This is a genomic window from Pontibacter qinzhouensis (assembly GCF_008017455.1).
GTDB lineage: Bacteria > Bacteroidota > Bacteroidia > Cytophagales > Hymenobacteraceae > Pontibacter > Pontibacter qinzhouensis.
In genome coordinates this window covers 1-19,006 of record NZ_VRTY01000040.1, presented here as the reverse complement: position 1 = coordinate 19,006, position 19,006 = coordinate 1, and the positions used below count along the sequence as shown (strand labels likewise).

The 19,006-nt window shown below is 47.1% G+C and carries 9 protein-coding genes and 1 pseudogene; 7 read left to right on the top strand and 3 right to left on the bottom strand.

Features of this window, described 5'->3' with window-relative positions:
* Positions 1-182 precede the first annotated feature (182 nt).
* Positions 183-1,490, top strand: a complete 1,308-nt coding sequence (locus FVR03_RS11890; RefSeq protein WP_147921973.1) for an anthranilate synthase component I family protein — start codon at positions 183-185, stop codon at positions 1,488-1,490.
* A 260-nt stretch (positions 1,491-1,750) separates the two neighbouring features.
* Here FVR03_RS11890 and FVR03_RS11885 read toward each other — a convergent pair whose 3' ends face one another.
* Positions 1,751-2,245 (bottom strand): DUF2062 domain-containing protein, encoded by a 495-nt coding sequence (locus FVR03_RS11885; RefSeq protein WP_147921972.1) that lies wholly within the window; start codon positions 2,243-2,245, stop codon positions 1,751-1,753.
* A gap of 384 nt (positions 2,246-2,629) precedes the next feature.
* On the opposite strand from FVR03_RS11885, the gene FVR03_RS11880 reads away from it, so the two are divergent.
* The gene (locus FVR03_RS11880; RefSeq protein ID WP_147921971.1) at positions 2,630-5,512 is read left to right on the top strand and encodes an outer membrane beta-barrel protein; all 2,883 of its coding nucleotides are present in this window, start codon (positions 2,630-2,632) and stop codon (positions 5,510-5,512) included.
* 244 nt (positions 5,513-5,756) lie between these two features.
* Positions 5,757-8,564 carry a TonB-dependent receptor gene (locus tag FVR03_RS11875; RefSeq protein ID WP_147921970.1) on the top strand — a complete coding sequence of 936 codons (2,808 nt, stop codon included), beginning with the start codon at positions 5,757-5,759 and terminating at the stop codon, positions 8,562-8,564.
* 395 nt (positions 8,565-8,959) lie between these two features.
* Here FVR03_RS11875 and FVR03_RS11870 read toward each other — a convergent pair whose 3' ends face one another.
* Positions 8,960-10,078 (bottom strand): AI-2E family transporter, encoded by a 1,119-nt coding sequence (locus tag FVR03_RS11870; RefSeq protein ID WP_147921969.1) that lies wholly within the window; start codon positions 10,076-10,078, stop codon positions 8,960-8,962.
* Between the two features lie 93 nt (positions 10,079-10,171).
* Between FVR03_RS11870 and FVR03_RS11865 the strand changes: the two genes are divergently transcribed.
* From FVR03_RS11865 to FVR03_RS11855, 3 genes are all read left to right on the top strand, one after another.
* The gene (locus FVR03_RS11865; protein ID WP_255474187.1) at positions 10,172-11,581 is read left to right on the top strand and encodes a DEAD/DEAH box helicase; all 1,410 of its coding nucleotides are present in this window, start codon (positions 10,172-10,174) and stop codon (positions 11,579-11,581) included.
* Positions 11,582-12,327: 746 nt separating this feature from the next.
* Positions 12,328-13,656 (top strand): DNA recombination protein RmuC, encoded by a 1,329-nt coding sequence (locus FVR03_RS11860; protein WP_147921968.1) that lies wholly within the window; start codon positions 12,328-12,330, stop codon positions 13,654-13,656.
* A 550-nt stretch (positions 13,657-14,206) separates the two neighbouring features.
* Positions 14,207-15,115 (top strand): bestrophin family protein, encoded by a 909-nt coding sequence (locus tag FVR03_RS11855; RefSeq protein WP_439651044.1) that lies wholly within the window; start codon positions 14,207-14,209, stop codon positions 15,113-15,115.
* A 263-nt stretch (positions 15,116-15,378) separates the two neighbouring features.
* On the opposite strand, the gene FVR03_RS11850 is transcribed toward FVR03_RS11855, so the two are convergent.
* Complete coding sequence (locus FVR03_RS11850) at positions 15,379-18,177, bottom strand: DUF7948 domain-containing protein (RefSeq protein WP_187270139.1); 2,799 nt, start codon at positions 18,175-18,177, stop codon at positions 15,379-15,381.
* A 571-nt stretch (positions 18,178-18,748) separates the two neighbouring features.
* Between FVR03_RS11850 and FVR03_RS11845 the strand changes: the two are divergent.
* Positions 18,749-19,006, top strand: a pseudogene (locus FVR03_RS11845) (hypothetical protein); the annotation flags it as partial.

Genomic DNA, 19,006 nt, shown 5'->3' with positions numbered 1-19,006 from the left:
GCACGAATGTAACATTACAGCCTTGTCTTGTACCTGCTGATGCTTCGCTAAATCATCATTTAAGGCAAATGAATTATTTAAATGAAATTGCCCTTCAAAAGCTAAAATCAGTAATTTTGACCCAAGGCTAGTCAAGGCTTTAGGCTTACTTTCTGCTCCTGATCTAATACCACTTTTAACACATGCATAGCACCTACTTCCCTGCCACTGATCTGCCTGTTTCTCTGGAGGAATTTAGAAGAAAGGCGCTTGGCTGGGCTGATCAGTTTCTATTGGTGGCCTATTATACGTCTCACCAGATTCCCTATCCGTACCAGGGCTTTGACCATGTGCTGGCTGTTTCTGCTGGAGCTCCTCTAGCCATTGAGCAAGGTCATGCGTTCGAAAGCATCAGGCAGCTATTGCAGCAACAGGAAAGCATGTGGTGCGGCTACCTGGGGTACGACCTGAAGAACCAGGTAGAAAAGCTGCAGAGCCAAAACAGCGACTATCTTGAATTTCCGGAGGTATTATTTTTTGAGGCTCAAACAAGAATATACTTTAACAGTGATGGCGTAACTATTTTTTGTTCAATAGATAAAGCTGCTGAGGTGGTTGAACAGATTGTTGCAGTAACCACTCCTGAACCTGCAGCGCCACAGCAGTTACAGGTGCAGCAAAGGGTTAGCTCCACCGAATATAAAGCAAAGGTAGAGCGTATTCGGCAGCATATTTTGCAAGGCGATGTCTACGAACTAAATTACTGCATCGAATTCTTTTCAGAGAATGTATTCCTCAACCCGCTTGGCCTGTTTCTTTCTTTAAGCCAGGCCTCTCCTGCTCCGTTTGCAGGTTATCTGAAATACAACGACAAGTTTCTGCTTTGTGCTTCACCGGAGCGCTTTCTGAAAAAGACTGGAAGTAAAATTATTTCGCAGCCCATTAAAGGCACCATTCGCAGAGGTGCTACACCGCAGGAAGATGCCCAACTGCAACAGCAACTGCGGCACGACGAGAAAGAGCTGGCCGAGAATATGATGATTATGGACCTGGTGCGTAACGATTTGCGGAAGTCATGTGCCACAGGTAGTGTAACAGTAGAAGAAATGTTCGGCATCTACGGCTTCCGGCAAGTGTCGCAGATGATTACGACAGTAACCGGCCACCTAAGGCCCGAATGCGATTTAGTGGATGCATTAACCGGCGCCTTTCCGATGGGCAGCATGACTGGTGCTCCCAAAATTAAAGCCATGCAGTTAATAGAGGAGTTGGAAGAAACCAAAAGAGGCCTTTTCTCCGGAGCTTTCGGCTACATTACACCCGACAAAGACTGCGATTTTAATGTGGTGATCAGAAGCCTGCAATACAATGCCCGCGCCGGTTACCTCTCCTTTATGGTCGGCAGCGCCATCACCTACGACTCCGACCCACAACGCGAGTACGAGGAATGCCTGCTAAAGGCAAAGGCCATGCTCGAGTTACTTAGCGGGTCTCCTAATTATAAAATATAAATTAAAAATCATGCTGGCGAGAGCGTCCTCGCTCATGACTACTAATCCCCGGCCTCTTCAGTTCAAGTAATCTGTTTATCAAAAGCAACCTATTAACTTCTAAGCTTTACTTCCTGATAAATTACCTTAAGTTGGCAAATTCAGCATGGCAATAATTATTTCGCCAAGCTCTATTAAAGCTATAGAGTCAAACTCAATTATTCTAACTAAAAAGCCCTCCAAAAGCTAAATGGGCTTTTTTCGTTCAAGGGTACTTGTTTTTAAACCGGCCGGATGATACTGGTGGCTGGTATAACTTTACGGAAGACAGGCAGAAGACTATAATAGAGTAAGGCAGCTATGGGAGCTGCTAAAATAAACCAGGCGACAACGGCTACCAGGTTTGCCAGCCAGAGCATGTGCAAGGCCTGCAGCCAATCGGCCTGAAACAGGGCCAAAATCTCATCGAGTGTAAATTGAAGGTCCTCTAGTTGAAACAAAGCAATGCCTGCGCGGGCAAAAGGAATGAGCAGTAGGAGTTGAAGCGGTTGCACGAGGTAACTGATGAGTATCGTGGCCGCAATGTTAAGTTTAAGCCGTGCTGCCACCAACGTAACCAGCACCGTGGTTATACCGAAAGCTGGAATAATTCCGAGCACGGTTCCAACAGCACATGTCAGCGACAGTTTGGGAGGCGTCATGCCCTGCTTGAGCAAATTCAGGATGGGCTGAGAAATGCGGCGCTTAAAAAAGCCGGTTCTGTTTGGGCTAGTCACTCTACAAAATTATTTACCTGGAAGACTCCTGCGAAGCTGAAATAGTTGCAATGGCCACATAAAAAAGTCAGCGTTCTCTTTTAATACCCACTTAATATTAAAGTAACCTGCAAGAAGCAGTTTCTTTTTTCTTCCCGTCTCTACCGATTAAACACCCTGAGAACTCCTGCTAATGCACAGTATACTTAACTAAACATTCTGTCGTGGCCGGAGCATCTGAAATGGCAGGCTCTAAAAAAGACGTTCTCACCACTATATTACTAAATTTGTGCGGCATTCTAGTGTCACATTCTGTGCCAGATTATCTTTTTTTCTGAAGGGTTAAACCTAACAGGCAAAAGTCTGTCTAACATCGGAAAACAGATATATTTTAATTTAGCCGGCATGCCAAAACTGCTACCTCTCCTCCTCCTCTTACTACTACTCATGAACTGGCAGGTGCAGGCGCAAAATGCATCGGTGTTGGGCGCTGTAAAAAGTAAAGAAGCAGACGAAACATTACCCGGTGCAAGTATTCTGTTGCTGCGCTTATCCGATTCGACAAAGGTAACGACCATAACAGATAAAGAGGGTGCTTTTAGGCTTGAGAAGGTGCCTGCAGGAGCTTATCAGTTGCTCATACAATACATCGGCTATAAAACCTTCCGTCAAAACCTGCAGGTGCAGCAGCGCGACCTGAACCTGGGGCAACTGCTGCTGGAAGTTGAGGCCACCACCATGAAGGAAATCGAGGTAGTGGGCCAGATACCTTTGGGAGAGCAAAAAGGAGACACCACTATTTTTAATGCCGCCGCTTTTAAAGTAGCCCCAGATGCCAGTGCCGAAGATCTGGTGACCAAATTACCAGGCGTGGTCATAGTAGACGGTAAAATTCAGGCGCAGGGCGAAGAAGTAAGGCAGGTGCTGGTAGATGGCAAACGGTTTTTTGGAGAAGATGCCGATGCCGCCCTGCGCAATTTGCCAGCAGAGGTAATCGAGAACATCCAGATTTTCGACAAGAAAAGCGACCAGGCTGAATTTAGTGGCTTTGATGATGGCAACAGGGCTAAAACCATTAACATCGTTACAAAGCCAAACCGCCGGCAAGGTCAGTTCGGTAAAGTAGCAGCCGGAGTTGGCACAAATGAGCGCTATATGGCTGGTGCAAGTGTAAACGCTTTTAAAGGTGATCGCCGCTTTACCTTTACCGGCATCAGCAACAACATAAACATGCAGGATTTCTCTGCCGGCGAAGCGCCAGGTGGTGGTATGCGGGGCCGCAGAGGGCAACGCGGTGGCGGCAACAGCGGCGGTGGTGGGGCGTCCAGTGGCATTTCAACCATTAACAACTTTCGGGTTAACTACAACGATGTGTGGGGCGAGAAAATAGAGACAAGCGGTACATACGCGTACACCAACAACCGTAACAACAACAACACCTCTCAGTTCCGGGATTATATTAACACCTCCTACCTCAACCAGGAAACATATAACAACAGCTATAACACCAACACCAGCGCCGGCCACCAGTTTAACTTTAGGCTGGAGTATAAAATAAACGACCGGAACAGGATCCTGATAACCCCGAGTATGTCCACCACTACCACAGATGCATTCTCCAGATCGTCTGGCGTATCGTTGTATGATACGCTTTTTGCGGCCGCCACTGAATTTGAGGATGCTCTATATAACCAGGCAGTGCTCAACCGCTCCGAAACAGCCAATACCTCCGACAACGGCAGTTACAGCTTTAACAACAACATCAATTTCAGTCACCGCTTCATAAAACCCGGTCGCACTATTTCGGGCAGTCTGAGCACCAGTTACAGCCTTACCGATGGCTCTGTTTTTAGGGAAAACACCGTGGAGGATGCACAAAGGCCAGACCGGAATGTGGACCTGGACCAGCAGATAGCTACTGAAAGAAACAACCTATCGTGGCGAACGAATGTGGCCTTTGCAGAACCCGTAGGTGAAAAAGGCAGGCTGCAGCTGGAGTACCAGTACAGCAACCGCACCGACGACTCCGAAAGGCTTACCTACGACCTGGTGGAGCAGACAGGGCTTTACGATTTCTTTAACCCCTATTACAGCAACTCCTCGGTAAGCGATTACCTGACACATGAGGCCAAAAGCAGCTACCAATACAACTCAGAAAAGGTGCGGGTGCAGCTCGAGACCCAATACCAGCTTGCAAATCTTCAGAACAAGCGTGTGTACCCGACCGAGTACGAGATGAACACGACCTTTCATCGGGTGTTGCCTACTGCGCAGCTCGAATATAAATTCTCAAAAACAAAGAACCTGCAGCTCGATTACCGCACCAACACCAATGCACCCTCTATTACCCAGCTTCAGGATGTACTGGACAATACAAACCCGCTGCGTTTCAGAATCGGTAACCCGAACCTCGTGCAGGCCTACCAGCACAACATGAACCTGCGCTACCGCTCCTTTAACGCCGAGACAAACCGTGTTTTCTCTGCTTTTATAACAGGCTCACTGGTAAATAACTTTATCACGAACAGCACCTCCGATGCTGCTCCGGCAGATGTGCCGGCTGGAGTCGAAATACTACGTGGAGCCCAGATCATCAGGCCCGTGAACCTGAACGGCAACTGGAACACAAGAGCCTTTTTAAGCTACGGACAACCTCTGAAAGCACTAAAAACAAATCTAAACATTACAGGAGGTGTTGGCTATACCAGAACACCGGGCCTGATCAATAACGAACTCAACTTCTCGAACACCACTAATTACCGCTTAGGGACCAGCTTAAGCAGCAACATCAGCGAGAAAATAGATTTCAGCCTCTCCTCTAATGGCAGCTACAATGTTGTTACCAACTCGGTTGCTTCCAGAGAGGGTGCTAACAACAACTTTTTTAACCAGTCAACGCAGCTAAGGGCCAGCGTTTCCTTCTGGAAAGGGCTTGTGTACCGCACCGAACTGGCCCACCAGCTGAACGCCGGATTATCGTCGGGTTACAACACCAGCTTTACCCTTTGGAACATGAGCCTGAGCAAAAAGATGCTGAAGAACCAGCGTGGGGAGCTAAGCCTGAGCGTAAACGATGTGCTAGGCGAAAACCTCAGCATCCAGCGAAACATCAACACCAACTACATCGAGGATGTGCAGTCTACGGTGCTGCAGCGCTTTTTCATGATGACATTTTCTTATAACATCCGGAAGTTTGGCGGAGCCAGTGCACCGGCACAGGAAAGACGAGGCGATGGTGGCGAGAGAGGTAACTTCAGGCAAGAGGGTGGCGGACGTAACCGCAATTAAAATTGTTCTTACTATGTTGAGCATTACCCTTGTAGCGGCATTACCCTTGTAGCGGCATTACACTGTAACGCCGCTACTGCACCAGCCCCTACCTTACCAACTAATTATCTAACAACTTCTGACCTTCCCAAACCTGCAATTTTTAGTGGCTTAAAAATAAGTTCAAATTTATTTAACGCTTTACTAAACTTTCAGGCTTAGAGTTTGTCAAACAAAGCATCACGGTTACCCATTTCATACAAGAATGAAAAAAATACTACTTCTTCTGATCATGCTGATCAGTTATGCGCAAGCTTCCGCACAAACCAGAACTTATACGGTCTCCGGTACCGTCAAAAGTCAGCAAGACAATATAACTTTGCCAGGTGCCAGCGTAGTGCTTACCAGGGCAACTGATGCTGTTAAAACAGGAGCTGCCACAGACCCCGATGGCAACTTTACAATAGAGAATGTAGCTCCCGGCGAATACACGCTTTCAATCAATTATGTTGGATTTAAAGCATTTAACCGGACAGTACGCGTCCAAAACTCCAATGTAAATATGGGGCAGCTTCCGCTGGAAGACGAAGCCATTACAACACGTGCAGTAGAAGTAGTTGGCCGTGTGCCGCTTGGGGAGCAGAAAGGTGATACAACCGCTTTTAACGCCAGAGCCTTTAAGACCGCACCTGATGCCAGTGTAGAAGATCTGGTGACCAAAATGCCAGGTATTACTATTCAGGATGGTGTTATTCAGGCGCAGGGTGAGGAAATTAAGCAGATCATGATAGATGGCAAACGTTATGGCGGCACCGATGTTAGTTCAGCGCTTCGTAACTTACCCTCCGACATGATCGAGAGCGTGGAAGTGTTTGACCGCCAGAGCGATCAGGCTGCTTTTAGCGGCTTTGAGGATGGCAACCGCGAGAAAACCCTGAACTTTGTAACCCGTAAAGACCGTCGTAAAGGGCAATCTGGTAAAATATCGGCAGGCTACGGCACCGATGACCGGTACATGGTTGGTGCAGCCGTTAACTTTTTCGATAACAACCGCAAAATTACCCTTATGGGCCTTACTAACAACATTAACATGTTCGACTTCTCTATTGGCGAAACGCCTGGCGGTGGCATGCGTGGCCGCAGAGGTGGCTGGGGTGGCGGCTCTCCTAATGGTATTATCTCTACCAACACGCTCGGCTTTAACTACAACGATATGTGGGGCAAGAAAATAGAAGTGTCCAGCAGCTACAACTTCAATTCGAGAGATGTGTTTAACAGGCAGACAGCCATCAGAGACTATACAGCCGGAGATCAGGTTGGCAACCAGCTTTTGCAGCGAACACTCAACAACGACCAGCAGAACAGCCACCGTTTCAACTTCAGGTTGCAGTATAATATAAATGAAAACAACAGGCTGCTTATAACGCCTAACATCACTCTCCAGAAAAACAATACGTATGTTGACGGCCTTACAGAGCTTTATGATCCGGAGAGTGCGCTCCTTACAAACGCCAGAACAACCAACACCACCGAAAGTACTAACCTTAATTTCAGCAATAACATCCTGTACTCGCACCGGTTCGGTAAACCAGGCCGCGTGTTTACCACAAACATTAACACCACCTACAGCAGCCTGGGGCAGGATAACTTTTTTACGGAAAATACCCAGAACAACCTCGACCCGAGCCGTAGTGCCTCCCGTAACCAGTACAGCGATATCAGCAGAGATAATTTCGCCTGGTCTGGCAGCGCCTCCTTATCAGAGAAAGTGGGTGCCAACGCACTGGTACAGATGGAGTATACCATTGGCAACCAAAGCAACGACTCCGACAGAAGAACCTTCGACCGCGATCCGGAATCTGAGATGTTCAACCAACTGAACGAGCCGCTAAGTAATACCTTTAAAAGCAATTATCTGGCGCAGAGCATCGGGCCAAGCTACCAGTACAGAAACGACAAAACCAGGTTACAGGTAAATGCCAAATACCAGTACGCTACGCTCGAGAGCAACACGGTTTACCCGGAGCCTTTTGAACTGAAACGGCATTTCTCTAACATACTGCCTTCTGCTGAAATAGAGCACAAGTTCTCGCCTTCGCGCAGCCTGAACATAAACCTTCGCACCGGCACCAATGTGCCATCTGCGGAGCAGTTGCAGGAGGTGCTCGATATTTCGAACCCGCTTCAGGTAAGCATCGGGAATGCCAACCTGGACCAGGATTACCAGAACAGGCTTTTTGTGCGATACAGAAGCTTTAACGCCGAAACCAACAGAAACTTCTTTATGGGTTTATTCGGTACGGCAACTCAGAACTATATTGGTAACAGTGTGTATGAAAGAGACATACCTGGCAACCTGCTGGATGGCTACGAACTGCAGCCAGGCGCGCGGCTTGTTCGTAGAGAGAACATGGATGGTTTCTGGAACGTGCGTACTTTCTTTAACTATGGTCAGCCGGTTAACCTGCTCAGCTCCAACATTAACCTGAGAGGTTCAGTAGGGTATACCAGAACACCGGGCCGCATCAACAACGAGACCAACTTTGCCAACAGAACCGACTTTGGCGTGGGCGTTAACCTGAGCAGCAACATCAGCGAGAACATAGACTTTAACATTGGCACCAACTCCAGCTACAACATCGTGAAGAACACGCTGGCCGCATCGTCGCGTAACAACAATAACTTTTTCACCCAAAACTCGAACATGCGCCTTAGCTGGATCTTGTGGAAAGGCTTTGTGTACCGCACCGAGCTGAACCACCAGTACAACACCGGTGCAACAGCAGGTGCGAGCAACAACTTCCTGCTCTGGAACATGAGCATGGGTAAGAAATTCCTGAAAGACAACAAAGGTGAGATCAGCTTAAGCGTGAATGATTTACTTGACAAGAACGATAGCTTCCAGCAGAACATCACCGAATCGTATGCGGAAGATGTTCGGTCTACAGTGCTACGTCGTTTCTTCATGCTGACCTTTACCTACAACATCCGCAGCTATGCCGGTGGTCAGTCTCAGGAAGAAAACCCAGGCAGGGGCAATTTCCCTCCTGGTGGCGGTCCGGGCCGTTTCTAGGTTATGGTTGTTAAATATTATACTTAAAGACCGGCAAGGCTATCAAAAGCTTTGCCGGTCTTTAATTTTTGGACATTTACTACTCTTAGTCCGGTAGATCCTAATAAAGTTGTTTCCACAACCCTTGGCATTTTTTGATCAAAAAACCTTCGGAAGGCGATTTTTATTTGAATAATTGAAGGAAACTATTGAATCAGAAATCTTTAGATTAAGCAGCCAGGATCTCGTATCGTGCGCAGCACATGCGAGGGTCTGCAGAACCAGTTGCCGCTTTACAAGGAGAAAAAATAGCAGAAAGTAAGGGGCCGCAAATCATATACTCCTGCTGTTTAGGACCTAATTGCAATCAGAGGGAAGTACATCAGGTACTGCTTTTCCAGAAACCTGGTCTGGGCTTATGGTTTCTTGTCCTTCTGCCCTATACCGAAAAACTTCTTCACCTTGTCGAGGTTAAAAGCGTGTTCTTCAGTGCCATCGGTACTGAGCAAAAACGCGTAAGGGGATAATTTCTCGTAATTGTCGCAGAAAATTTTAAACATGCCCAAAAACGGAACAGCCACAAACATGCCGGGCAAACCCCAGACCATGCCGCCTACCACAATACTCAGGATTGTGAACAAAGGGTTAATGTTGACACGACTGCCAGTGATGTTTGGAGTCAGGATATTATTTTCAGTGAACTGAACGAACAGGAAAAATATTAGCACTGCCAGTGCCTTTTGCAAATCGCCTTGTATAACCAGCGTGTAGAGCAGCGGGATGGCCCCTCCTATGAGCGTACCAAAATACGGGATGAAATTAAGGATGGCTGAGATGATTCCGAGCAGGATGGCATACTCGACTCCTATTATAAGCAAGCCTGCAGAGTTTATGACACAAAGAATCAGAATAACGATAACTACACCACCCATGTATTTTTTTGTGACCAGCGCTATTTCATCTATAATGCGTTGGGCTCTGCTGTGCGTGTAAGGCGGGGTTAACCGGAGCAAAAAGTTTTCGAATTTGTTGCGGTAATAGAGCATCAGGAAAATGTAGACCGGCATGAGGCCAAACTTGGTAATGGTGCCGGTTATAGCCATCAGCACTCCTGTTAGCACACCGCCTCCAAACTCCAGTGCACCCGATACCTGCTTCCGGAGCCAATGCTCGTTACTAGAGTCAGTGTCACCGAACTTTCGATCGAGCATATACTGTACACGGTCCAGGTTCTCTAAGGCTTTTTCCTGTAATGCCGGAAAATCGTCGAGGAACATGGCCAATTGCTTGTAAAGCAGCACCATCAGCATAGTTAAAATGGCCATAGCCACTAAAATAGAGACCAGGTTTGCCAATATGCGCGGCACCCCCCATGTTTCGAGCAATTTTACTACCGGGTAAAGCAGGTAGGCAAAAAGCATGGCCATAAAGATCGGGTACAGAAACTCCCTTGCCTGCACCAGCACAAACACCAGCATGATGACGAAGAGCAACCCATAGGTCATTTTGCGTAATCGGTCGTAACTTTTTTCCATACTTTGAATACTTAAAACCTCGTAAAAAGATATAAAAAACCTAATGTTCTTGCTTAGGGCCAACTGGAGCTGTGGTAAGAAAGCCTGATTTTTATGACTACCTTTGTAACCTACGAAGAAAAAAATATGTCGTCTTTTAAAGCCTTACAATTGGCGCCTGCTTTACAGCAGCGCCTGCAGGAACTCGATTACCACACGCCCACTCCTATTCAGATGGCAGCTATACCGGTGCTGCTGCAGGGGCAGGATGTGGCAGGCCAGGCCGAAACCGGAAGCGGAAAAACGGCTGCTTACGGGCTCCCGATTTTACAGTACGTAGATACACGTGTGCAGCAGGTACAGGCCCTGGTGGTGGTGCCTACCCGCGAACTGGCCATGCAGGTACGGCAGGAGCTTAAAAACCTGGCGCAGCAGGTGGAGGGCCTAAAAGTGAGTGCCTTTTATGGTGGGCACGCCTTCTCGCAGGAAAGAGCCTCGCTGGCATTTCCGCCGCAGGTGCTGGTGGGCACGCCCGGCCGCCTAACCGACCACCTGAGCCGCCGCACCCTAGACCTGAGCCACCTGAAGCAGATTGTGCTCGATGAGGCCGACAAGCTGCTTGAAATGGGCTTTGAGGAAGAACTGGATGAAATACTGGCTGTTTTACCAACCAAAAGGCAAACGGTGCTTTTCTCTGCTACCATGCCCGACAAGGTAAAAGAACTGATCTCTAATTCACTTAAAAATCCGCAGTTTATAAAAGCTACGGCCACGGCCATTCCGGACCAGTTGCACCTGGTGGGTATGAAAGTGGAACTGGCTGAGAAAAAGGAAACACTGGCTGCTCTGCTCCTGAGCAAGGACCCCACTGGTACGGTTATTTTTGCCAATACACGCGCCACCACCGACGAGCTAACTTCCTTTCTGCAGGAACAAGGGCTGCAGGCTAAGGCACTGCATGGCGGCATGGAGCAGATAGATCGCGACCGCACCATGACCCTGTTCCGGAATGGCAGCACCACCATATTAGTAGCCACCGACCTGGCTGCCCGTGGCCTCGATATTGATGCCCTGACGACCATTGTTCACTATGAGTTGCCAGATGATGAAGCAGCCTACCTGCACCGCAGTGGCCGCACAGGCAGGGCTGGTAAAAGCGGCACCGTGTATACCTTTGCAACCAAAAGAGACGAACAGAAGCTTAGGGATTGGGGCCAGGTACGAATGGATGAATGGCTGAAAACCACGGATCTTAAACGCACTGCTCCCAAAACCGCTCCCGAAGCTGCTGCCTTTGCCACGCTGCACATCAATGCTGGCCGCAAAGACAAACTCAGCCCACGCGATATAGTAGGTGCCCTGATTGCGGAAGCCGGTTTAAAAGCCAACGACATCGGGAAAATTGAAGTGCAGGACCGTCAAAGCTTTGTGGCTGTCCCTTTTAGCCAAAGTACAAGCATCGCCAAAAAATTAGGAGAAGGAAAAATAAAAGGCCGAAAGTTCAGAGTGACGCTGGTACAGTAGGTTGGTTGTTGATTGCCAATTGATTTTAGGCATAACTGCTTAATCTTTTAATAACTGCTATTACGCACTCAGAATATTCATTTAATTTTTATAATCTCAACCCAACAAATTAATTTGCTGGCGCTGTAGCTGAGGCTCGTAGTGCACATCCCAGTTCCTGGGTTGAGCGCCTTTACAGGTTTCCGGTGCCGCAGGAGCGGCAGTCCGCTTGCGGGCAGGAAAGATGCAGCAGCGCGATGCCCGAGAACGAGGCCCCACTAAAAAAGGGCCCCTTCCCCAGCCGTGAGCGATCGGAGCAAAACGATGGAACATGCATGCCTAGGGGCATCGGATGAAGCTGTTATATAACAAACATAAAGGTGCCACATACTTGAAGGTGCGTAACATCAGTTAATAAATATTGGCACAACTCATCTGAATTCTAACTTGTAATACTATCTGATATAGGACGCAGGATTTTATCTTAATCCTATTAAATAAAAAGAACTAACTATTGATATCTCGTAAGGTGAGTCGTCATTTATAACTACTGGCAAAGGCAACAATAGCACAAACCTATGATGTACCCGGCTACTTTAGAGCGTGTGAGGGACCAGTAGCAGCTTTTTAAGTGGGGAACACTCGCAGGAGACACACTCCGCTAGGTTTGCAGCAGTTGCGGTACTTTAGCTGATGACAGAACCAGCGCTTTCAACTAATCTGATTAGCATCAGGTTAAAAATGCTAAAATCTTGTACCTTTACCTTATGGAAATTTTAATAGGGTTGGCAGCTTTTTTAGGCGGAGTGGTAGTGGCCTTTTTATGGCAACGCAGCAGGAACAGCGATTTGCAGCAAGCCATAAACCAGGCACAGGTAAACCTGGGTGTGCTGGAGGGGCAGGCAAAGCTAAAGGTGGCCGAAAACGAGGACTTGAAACATCAGTTGCGGGAGGCGCAATCTGAAACCATGGAACTCACCAACGCGCTTACCAAAACCGAAACCGATTACGAACACCTGCAGCGCCGACTACACGAGCAGGCGAAGGAACTTGAGCAGCTGCGCGAAAAGTTTCTGCAACAATTCCAGAGCATTTCGAACCAGGTGCTCATGTCTAACGCCGATCATTTCAACAAAGCATCTTCCGACAACCTGGAGCGGATACTCTCTCCGCTGAAAGAAAGAATAAAGGAGTTTGAGGCCAAAGTGGACCTTACCTACGAGAAAACATTTCGGGAGAGCGTGTCGCTGAAAGAGCAGATTACACAGCTTGCCACCCTGAACCAGCAAATGAGCCAGGACGCTCTGAACCTGACAAAAGCCCTGAAAGGAGAAAGTAAAACGCAGGGAAACTGGGGCGAATACCTGCTCGAGAGCCTGCTCGAAAAATCAGGTTTACGCAAAGGCATTCATTATGAGCGGGAAGAGGTACGGCAGAACGACGAAAGTAAAATTTACAGGCCTGACGTTATCATTCGTCTGCCGGAAGGTAAACACCTGGTCATAGATTCTAAAATGTCGTTGGTGGCCTACGAGGCTTATTGCAGCTGCGAAGACGAGCCGCAACTAGAGCTGTACCTGCGGAGCCACATCAACTCCATCAGAACACATTTCTCCGATCTGGGCCGAAAAAACTACCACAGGCTTACCGGCATCAACTCCCCAGACTTTGTGATGATGTATATCCCGATTGAGCCTGCATTTAACCTGGCGCTGCAGCACGACCACGACTTGTTTACAGATGCTTTCGATAAAAACATTGTGCTGGTAACCACCTCCACGCTGCTGGCAACTTTGCGCACGGTAGCCGGTGTTTGGCGGCAGGAGGACCAGAAACGCAACGTTATCCGGATTGCCGAAGAAAGCGGCCGGCTCTACGATAAATTTGTAGGTTTTGTAGAAGACCTGAAATCTGTTGGGCGGCACCTCGAAAACAGTCAGGGGGCGTACAACGCGGCCATGAACAAATTAACCGAAGGAAAAGGCAATCTGATCAGGCGCGTGGAGGTGCTAAAAGAATTGGGCGCTAAAACAAGTAAAACCCTCGACGATACGCTGCTTCAGGAAGCACGAGCCCTCGATAGCCACGAAGACTAATTAAACAACTCAGCAGATAGCTACCCTTGGATAAAAATGTTATAAAAACCTTCTGGAGGGCAAAAACATTTAAATAATTCAAGTATCAAGCAAAATAAATGTTCACTTAACTTTTTCGGATTATTAAAGAACTAAAGGTGAAGGCATTAGATTGAAGGAGTTATATGCTAACTTTTAAAGGAAATAGTTATTTATCTCAACAGGTTTCTTATTCAATTCTTCCATATTTAGGAAGTCTCAAATTATTTAAATGAAATTGCCCTTCCAACAGGATTTGGGCTTTTTTTTGTCAAGGGTAGCACCAGCTCTAATAATCCACAAGTTGGTTTGCAAGGCAAATTGTATGGCGGTAAACAATGTACTTCGCCGCCTGTTTCTCTTCTATTACAAATAAGCTCTCATCAAGAAATAGAAATTTTGATTCTGCAGTGGAGGTTGGTCTTAACCAAAACGGCAAAATTCAGTACTAGCATTAGAGTTGAAGTTAAAATGTATGATCGTAGATAGAAACCTGAGGTGGAGTGTCATTTTCCATTATGCTTGGAAAAGCATGCTTTACTATATTATATTATCTATCGTGGTGTACCTGCTCCACGATTATTTTGAGGTAATGCACCTGCACCTGCCCTTTGACACCATATCGGCGCTTAGCACGGCCCTCGCTATTTTCCTGGGTTTTAAAAATAACAATGCCTACGACAGGTGGTGGGAAGCCCGGAAAATCTGGGGCTTGCTGGTGAACTACAGCAGAGCCTGGACCCGGCAGGTGGTCACCATGATCATCGCCACAGATCCGACAGATCCGGAAGAGGCAAAAGCTGTAAAAGAGTTTCAGAAGCAGATGATTTACCGGCACATGGGCTTTGTGCATGCACTCCGGGTTTTTTTGAGGAGAAGACACGACTACAACGAAACCAAAATAAGAGAAATTTACGAAGAAGAAAACGATTATGCCGATGCCCGTAGTTTTCTGGCGCCGAAGGAGTTTCAGCTTTTCTGCCACAAAAACAATCCGCCAAACTACCTGCTGGAGCTGCAAGGAGAAGACCTGAAAAGAGCTTACGAAAAAGGCTGGCTCTCCGATTTCAGATTTATGAAGCTCGAGGAATCGCTGGTAGAGTTCAATAACATTCAGGGAAAAAGTGAGCGTATCAAAAATACACCCTTCCCAAGGCAATACAGCTTTTTCTCCAGAGTCTTTGTGTTTATACATGCTTCGCTCCTGCCCTTTGTTTTTATTGAGGAGCTTGGTTGGGTCAGCATGCCTATTTCAGTTATCATTTCCTTTGTGTTCCTGTGCCTCGATCTGGTAGGCGAACGCTCCGAAGACCCGTTTGAGAACCGCCTGGAAGATGTGCCGCTGACAGACATAAGCCTGACCATTGAAACCAACGTAAAAGAGCAATGGGGCAACAAAGACTTTCCGGAGAAAAAGAGAGTGGAAGGTGTGGTTTTCTAAAAAACCTAAAAGTTGAACTACAAGCTGACTAGGTGCATTTTGTTTGTTTAACTGAATTAACAATATGCTCCATTGCTCAAGCCTATGATAATTTAGTAGTTCAAGTGACTCCGGCTAAGCAAGATTTTTTATAAAGCGGAGCGGCCAAGACCTCGCAGCGTGCGCAGCTCCTGCGAGCGTTTAGCTGTTCGTAAAAGCTAAACAGTCATCATTACTGAAAACTTGTAAAGTTTATCTCCGCTGCTACGCATGCTGTACCAGATTTAATGTACAATTTCAAACCAGCCTTTCTGCGTGCTGCAGTTTTCCAGGCTTTCCACCATATAATAATAGGCTCCGAGAGCAACACCGCGGCCATCCCAGTCATTCTGGTAATTATCGCTTTTAAAAACAATTTTGCCCCACCGGTTAAAGATCTTCAGGCTAACGTTGGCTCCTCCGTTTTTGAGATAGAAAAAGTCGTTTTTACCGTCGTGGTTTGGAGTAAATATAGTAGGCACTTCGAGTGGCGGCAAGGCTTCAAGTAAAGTGACAGTGCTTGTTTGGGAGCATTGGCCAAGGCTGATTTCAACGGTATAGGTGCCAGGTTCTGTTACGTCTATTGTCTGGCTAGTGGCACCGGTAGACCAGGCATAGTTGTAGCCTGGGTTGCCGGCATCGAGCGTAACATATTGGTAGCAAAGGTAAACAAGCTGCGTAGGTAGCACAGGTTCAGGTGGAGCGGCTACTGTGAGGTTCACAAAAGTAGTATCATGGAGTTTACAGCTGTTCGGGTCTGAGGCAATAAGGCGCACCCGGTAAACGCCAGGTTTTGTGTAAGTATGTGTTGGATGCACTTCTGCAGACTCTGCACTACCGTCTCCAAAATTCCAGGTGTAGCTGGCGGCATTGGCCGTTTGGTTCTGAAACCGCACCGGGTAAGGCGCACACGATACAGGAGGTATAACTGCTTTTGCCTGAATTGTATTCGCAATTTTAGGCGTAAATTGAAACTTGGTGACAGCAACATCTGGTGAACCGCTAAACTGGTTATCGTACACATCGGGGGTAACAGCCTGCGTAGTAGAATAGGTGCACTCTGCCTGGTAAAGCGTACCGGTTTTAGTGAGAAAGCCAGTATTAGCCAGGTGCGTGTGCGGGTTTGTGTCTATTCCTCCTGAAAAAGAAGCATATGCTAGTTCTTTGGCATCGTTGGCCAGGTGCAGCAGGTACATGGTTCTACGGTTACGTTCCAGGGCATCGGCAGATACCGGGGCATTAGAGAGTGCGTATCCTGCAATAAAAATATCGTTGCACTCACTTACCGAGAAGGCTACCGGCGGCCTTTCCTGCCCCACATGGTTGCCAATGTGCGTCGACATAAGAGTAGTACGAAGGTCCTGCGTTAGCTTGTGTATAAAGTAGCCGCCCGTGGTATTGCTTGTACCATAGGTATCGGTGGTAATCGGGTACGAGCCGCCGGTAAACCCCACAGCGTAAACATTTTCCTCACGATCTAAGTCAATGCATTTAACCAGGTCAGATGCTTCCGTTCCCAGGTAAGTGGCAGCGCGTAACTCCCGACCATCAGCAGAAATAACTGCCACAAAGCCATCGCGCAGTCCGATGGGGGCGCTATGGAGTGCCTGGTTGGTGGCAGGGAAATCTCTGCTAAAGGTGCTGCCCCCCACATACACATTGCCACTGGCTCCTACTTTTATATCGAAAATAAAATCGTCGTGGCTACCACCTAGCAAGGTAGACCAGTGCAGCTCCGACAGGTTGGCATTCAATTTAAAGATAACACCATCCTGCCCCAGATTTTTAGATCTCTGAAAACCGTTCCGGACCGGAAAATCATCTGACGTGGTGCAGGCGCCAACTAATACATTGCCCTCCTTATCGAAGGTAAGCATGGCTGGTATCGAAGCTATGACACCACCTTCGGCTCCACTTCCTCCCACGTAGGTAGAGGCCAACAGCAAGGAGCCATTTTCAGAAAGGCGGCAGACAACATAATCGCGGATGCCATTAAAGCTACGGTCAAAGGCTTGCGGTGTAGTCGGAAAATCGCTGGAGTTGGTGAAACCGACCAGTAGCAATTCGTTCTGGCTGTTTACACGCATGGCCAGCGGGTACTCATCATTGCCGCCACCGCCCAGATAAGTGGCAAATAAAATAGTGTTGCCTCGATCCGATAGCTTCGAGATAACGATATTTGTACCGCGCTGTGTCTGCTGGTAAGCACCAGAAGTAACAGGATAAGTAGGACCCATTAGCCGGCTGGCGAAATAAGTGTTGCCTTTGAGGTCGCCAGTGGCTGTATTACCTGAAAGAGAGCTGAAGGAGCCGGAGTAGCTCAGGAACACAATTTCCGGATCTATAACCAAGGGCTTGGATGCATCGTAAGAGCCGGAAATCTCAAATCCTACCATATTACCCTGAAGAGTAAAGGCACAAGTAACCTCCTTCCTAGTTCCGTTTATATCCTGGTAAGCGTACGGTTTTTCTTCCACAATCTCATTTAAAGAAGTTAAGATGTGCAGGCGACCATTTTTTAGTTGAAGTTGCTTAGCCCCCTCGTAGTTCATTTTAATAGCAGGAACCGGTGCATGTGGTGCCAGTATAAAATCATATTTAATAGTTGAGCCTGACAAATAAACTTTTAAATCCGTTCCTGGATATAAGTTCCGATAAAGGACTTCAGCATATGCTTTAACATGTGTTGCCCAAGCTGCTGGATCATTGCCTATAAAGTAGTTTCGGTAGCTGGCTGTCTCCTTTTTCTCTTCAAGCTGTACAGCAGGGTTAGCTTCTAAAAACTTTACCTTAACAGCGTGCCCTATATACGGCATCGTCCTATGGGCCTTTCCTGAGGCATGGTCTTCTTCAGCAAAGTAGGCTGCTTCTAAAAAATTGTAGGTAAAGCCGTTTTTCTCCAGGAACAGCCAACCGTTCGGTAATTCAGAAGTGTAGAGAATTTGCTTGTCCCACTGCCCTTTATTTTGTGTAAAGGGAGAAACAGCAGGTTTTGCTCCAGCTGTAGCGGTAGCTGGAACTTCTGAGGCAGCTACAGAAAACAAAATGCTTAGCAAACAAAATAGCCATCTGAAAGCTGTAAACGATGGTATTTTAGAGATAACAATCGGTGCAAAATAAGGGTCCCTAACTGTTGGTAGCTCTAAGCAGAAGTAGCTTCGCCTGTATAACTGCCTGTTTAAGCTGAAAGCTGTTTCTTCTGTAATGTTATTCTTTAGCATAGCAGCAGCCGGTATCAGTATATCAACAAAAAAAGTAAGCTAAATATACAATTTTATTATACTATTGTACTGTAGAGCCTGCACATTATTTATTACTAATTTATGTATCCAAGGCTGCAGCACCAGTATATTGAACTTTAACTAAGCCCACCTATCGAATCTGCCGCAGCCTCTCCCTTACCCTCGTTTAATTACCGCAGTTTCAATAGGAAATAGTAGTTCATTTTGCTTATAGATGTTTCTAAACGTAAACCTTCAGATTAAGAGAATGGGGAATCTTATATCCTGAAGGTGTGGGATCTACTTTGAAATTGGCGGTATTGGTAAAAAAAGTGATGGCTGATTCGTTATGGTTGACCATATTTGTATCTTGTTCAATACAAATTGGAAAGGGATGAAGAAGATTGTTATTGCCATGTTATTTTTTTGCATGAGCTTGTCGGGGGTAAAGGCACAGCAGAACGAGCGGCTGGCGGCCCTGATGGAGGAGCGGGAGCAGTTGGTAATGGAGTACCAGTTTTACAACCAGCAGAACAGTAATTTCTGGGGAAAGAAATCAAAAGCGGACCTCATGAACATTATTGAAACGCTTAAAAAGATCATTAACAAAGACTCAGAACTAATAAGCGCCGTTAAAGCTGCCAGTATAAAA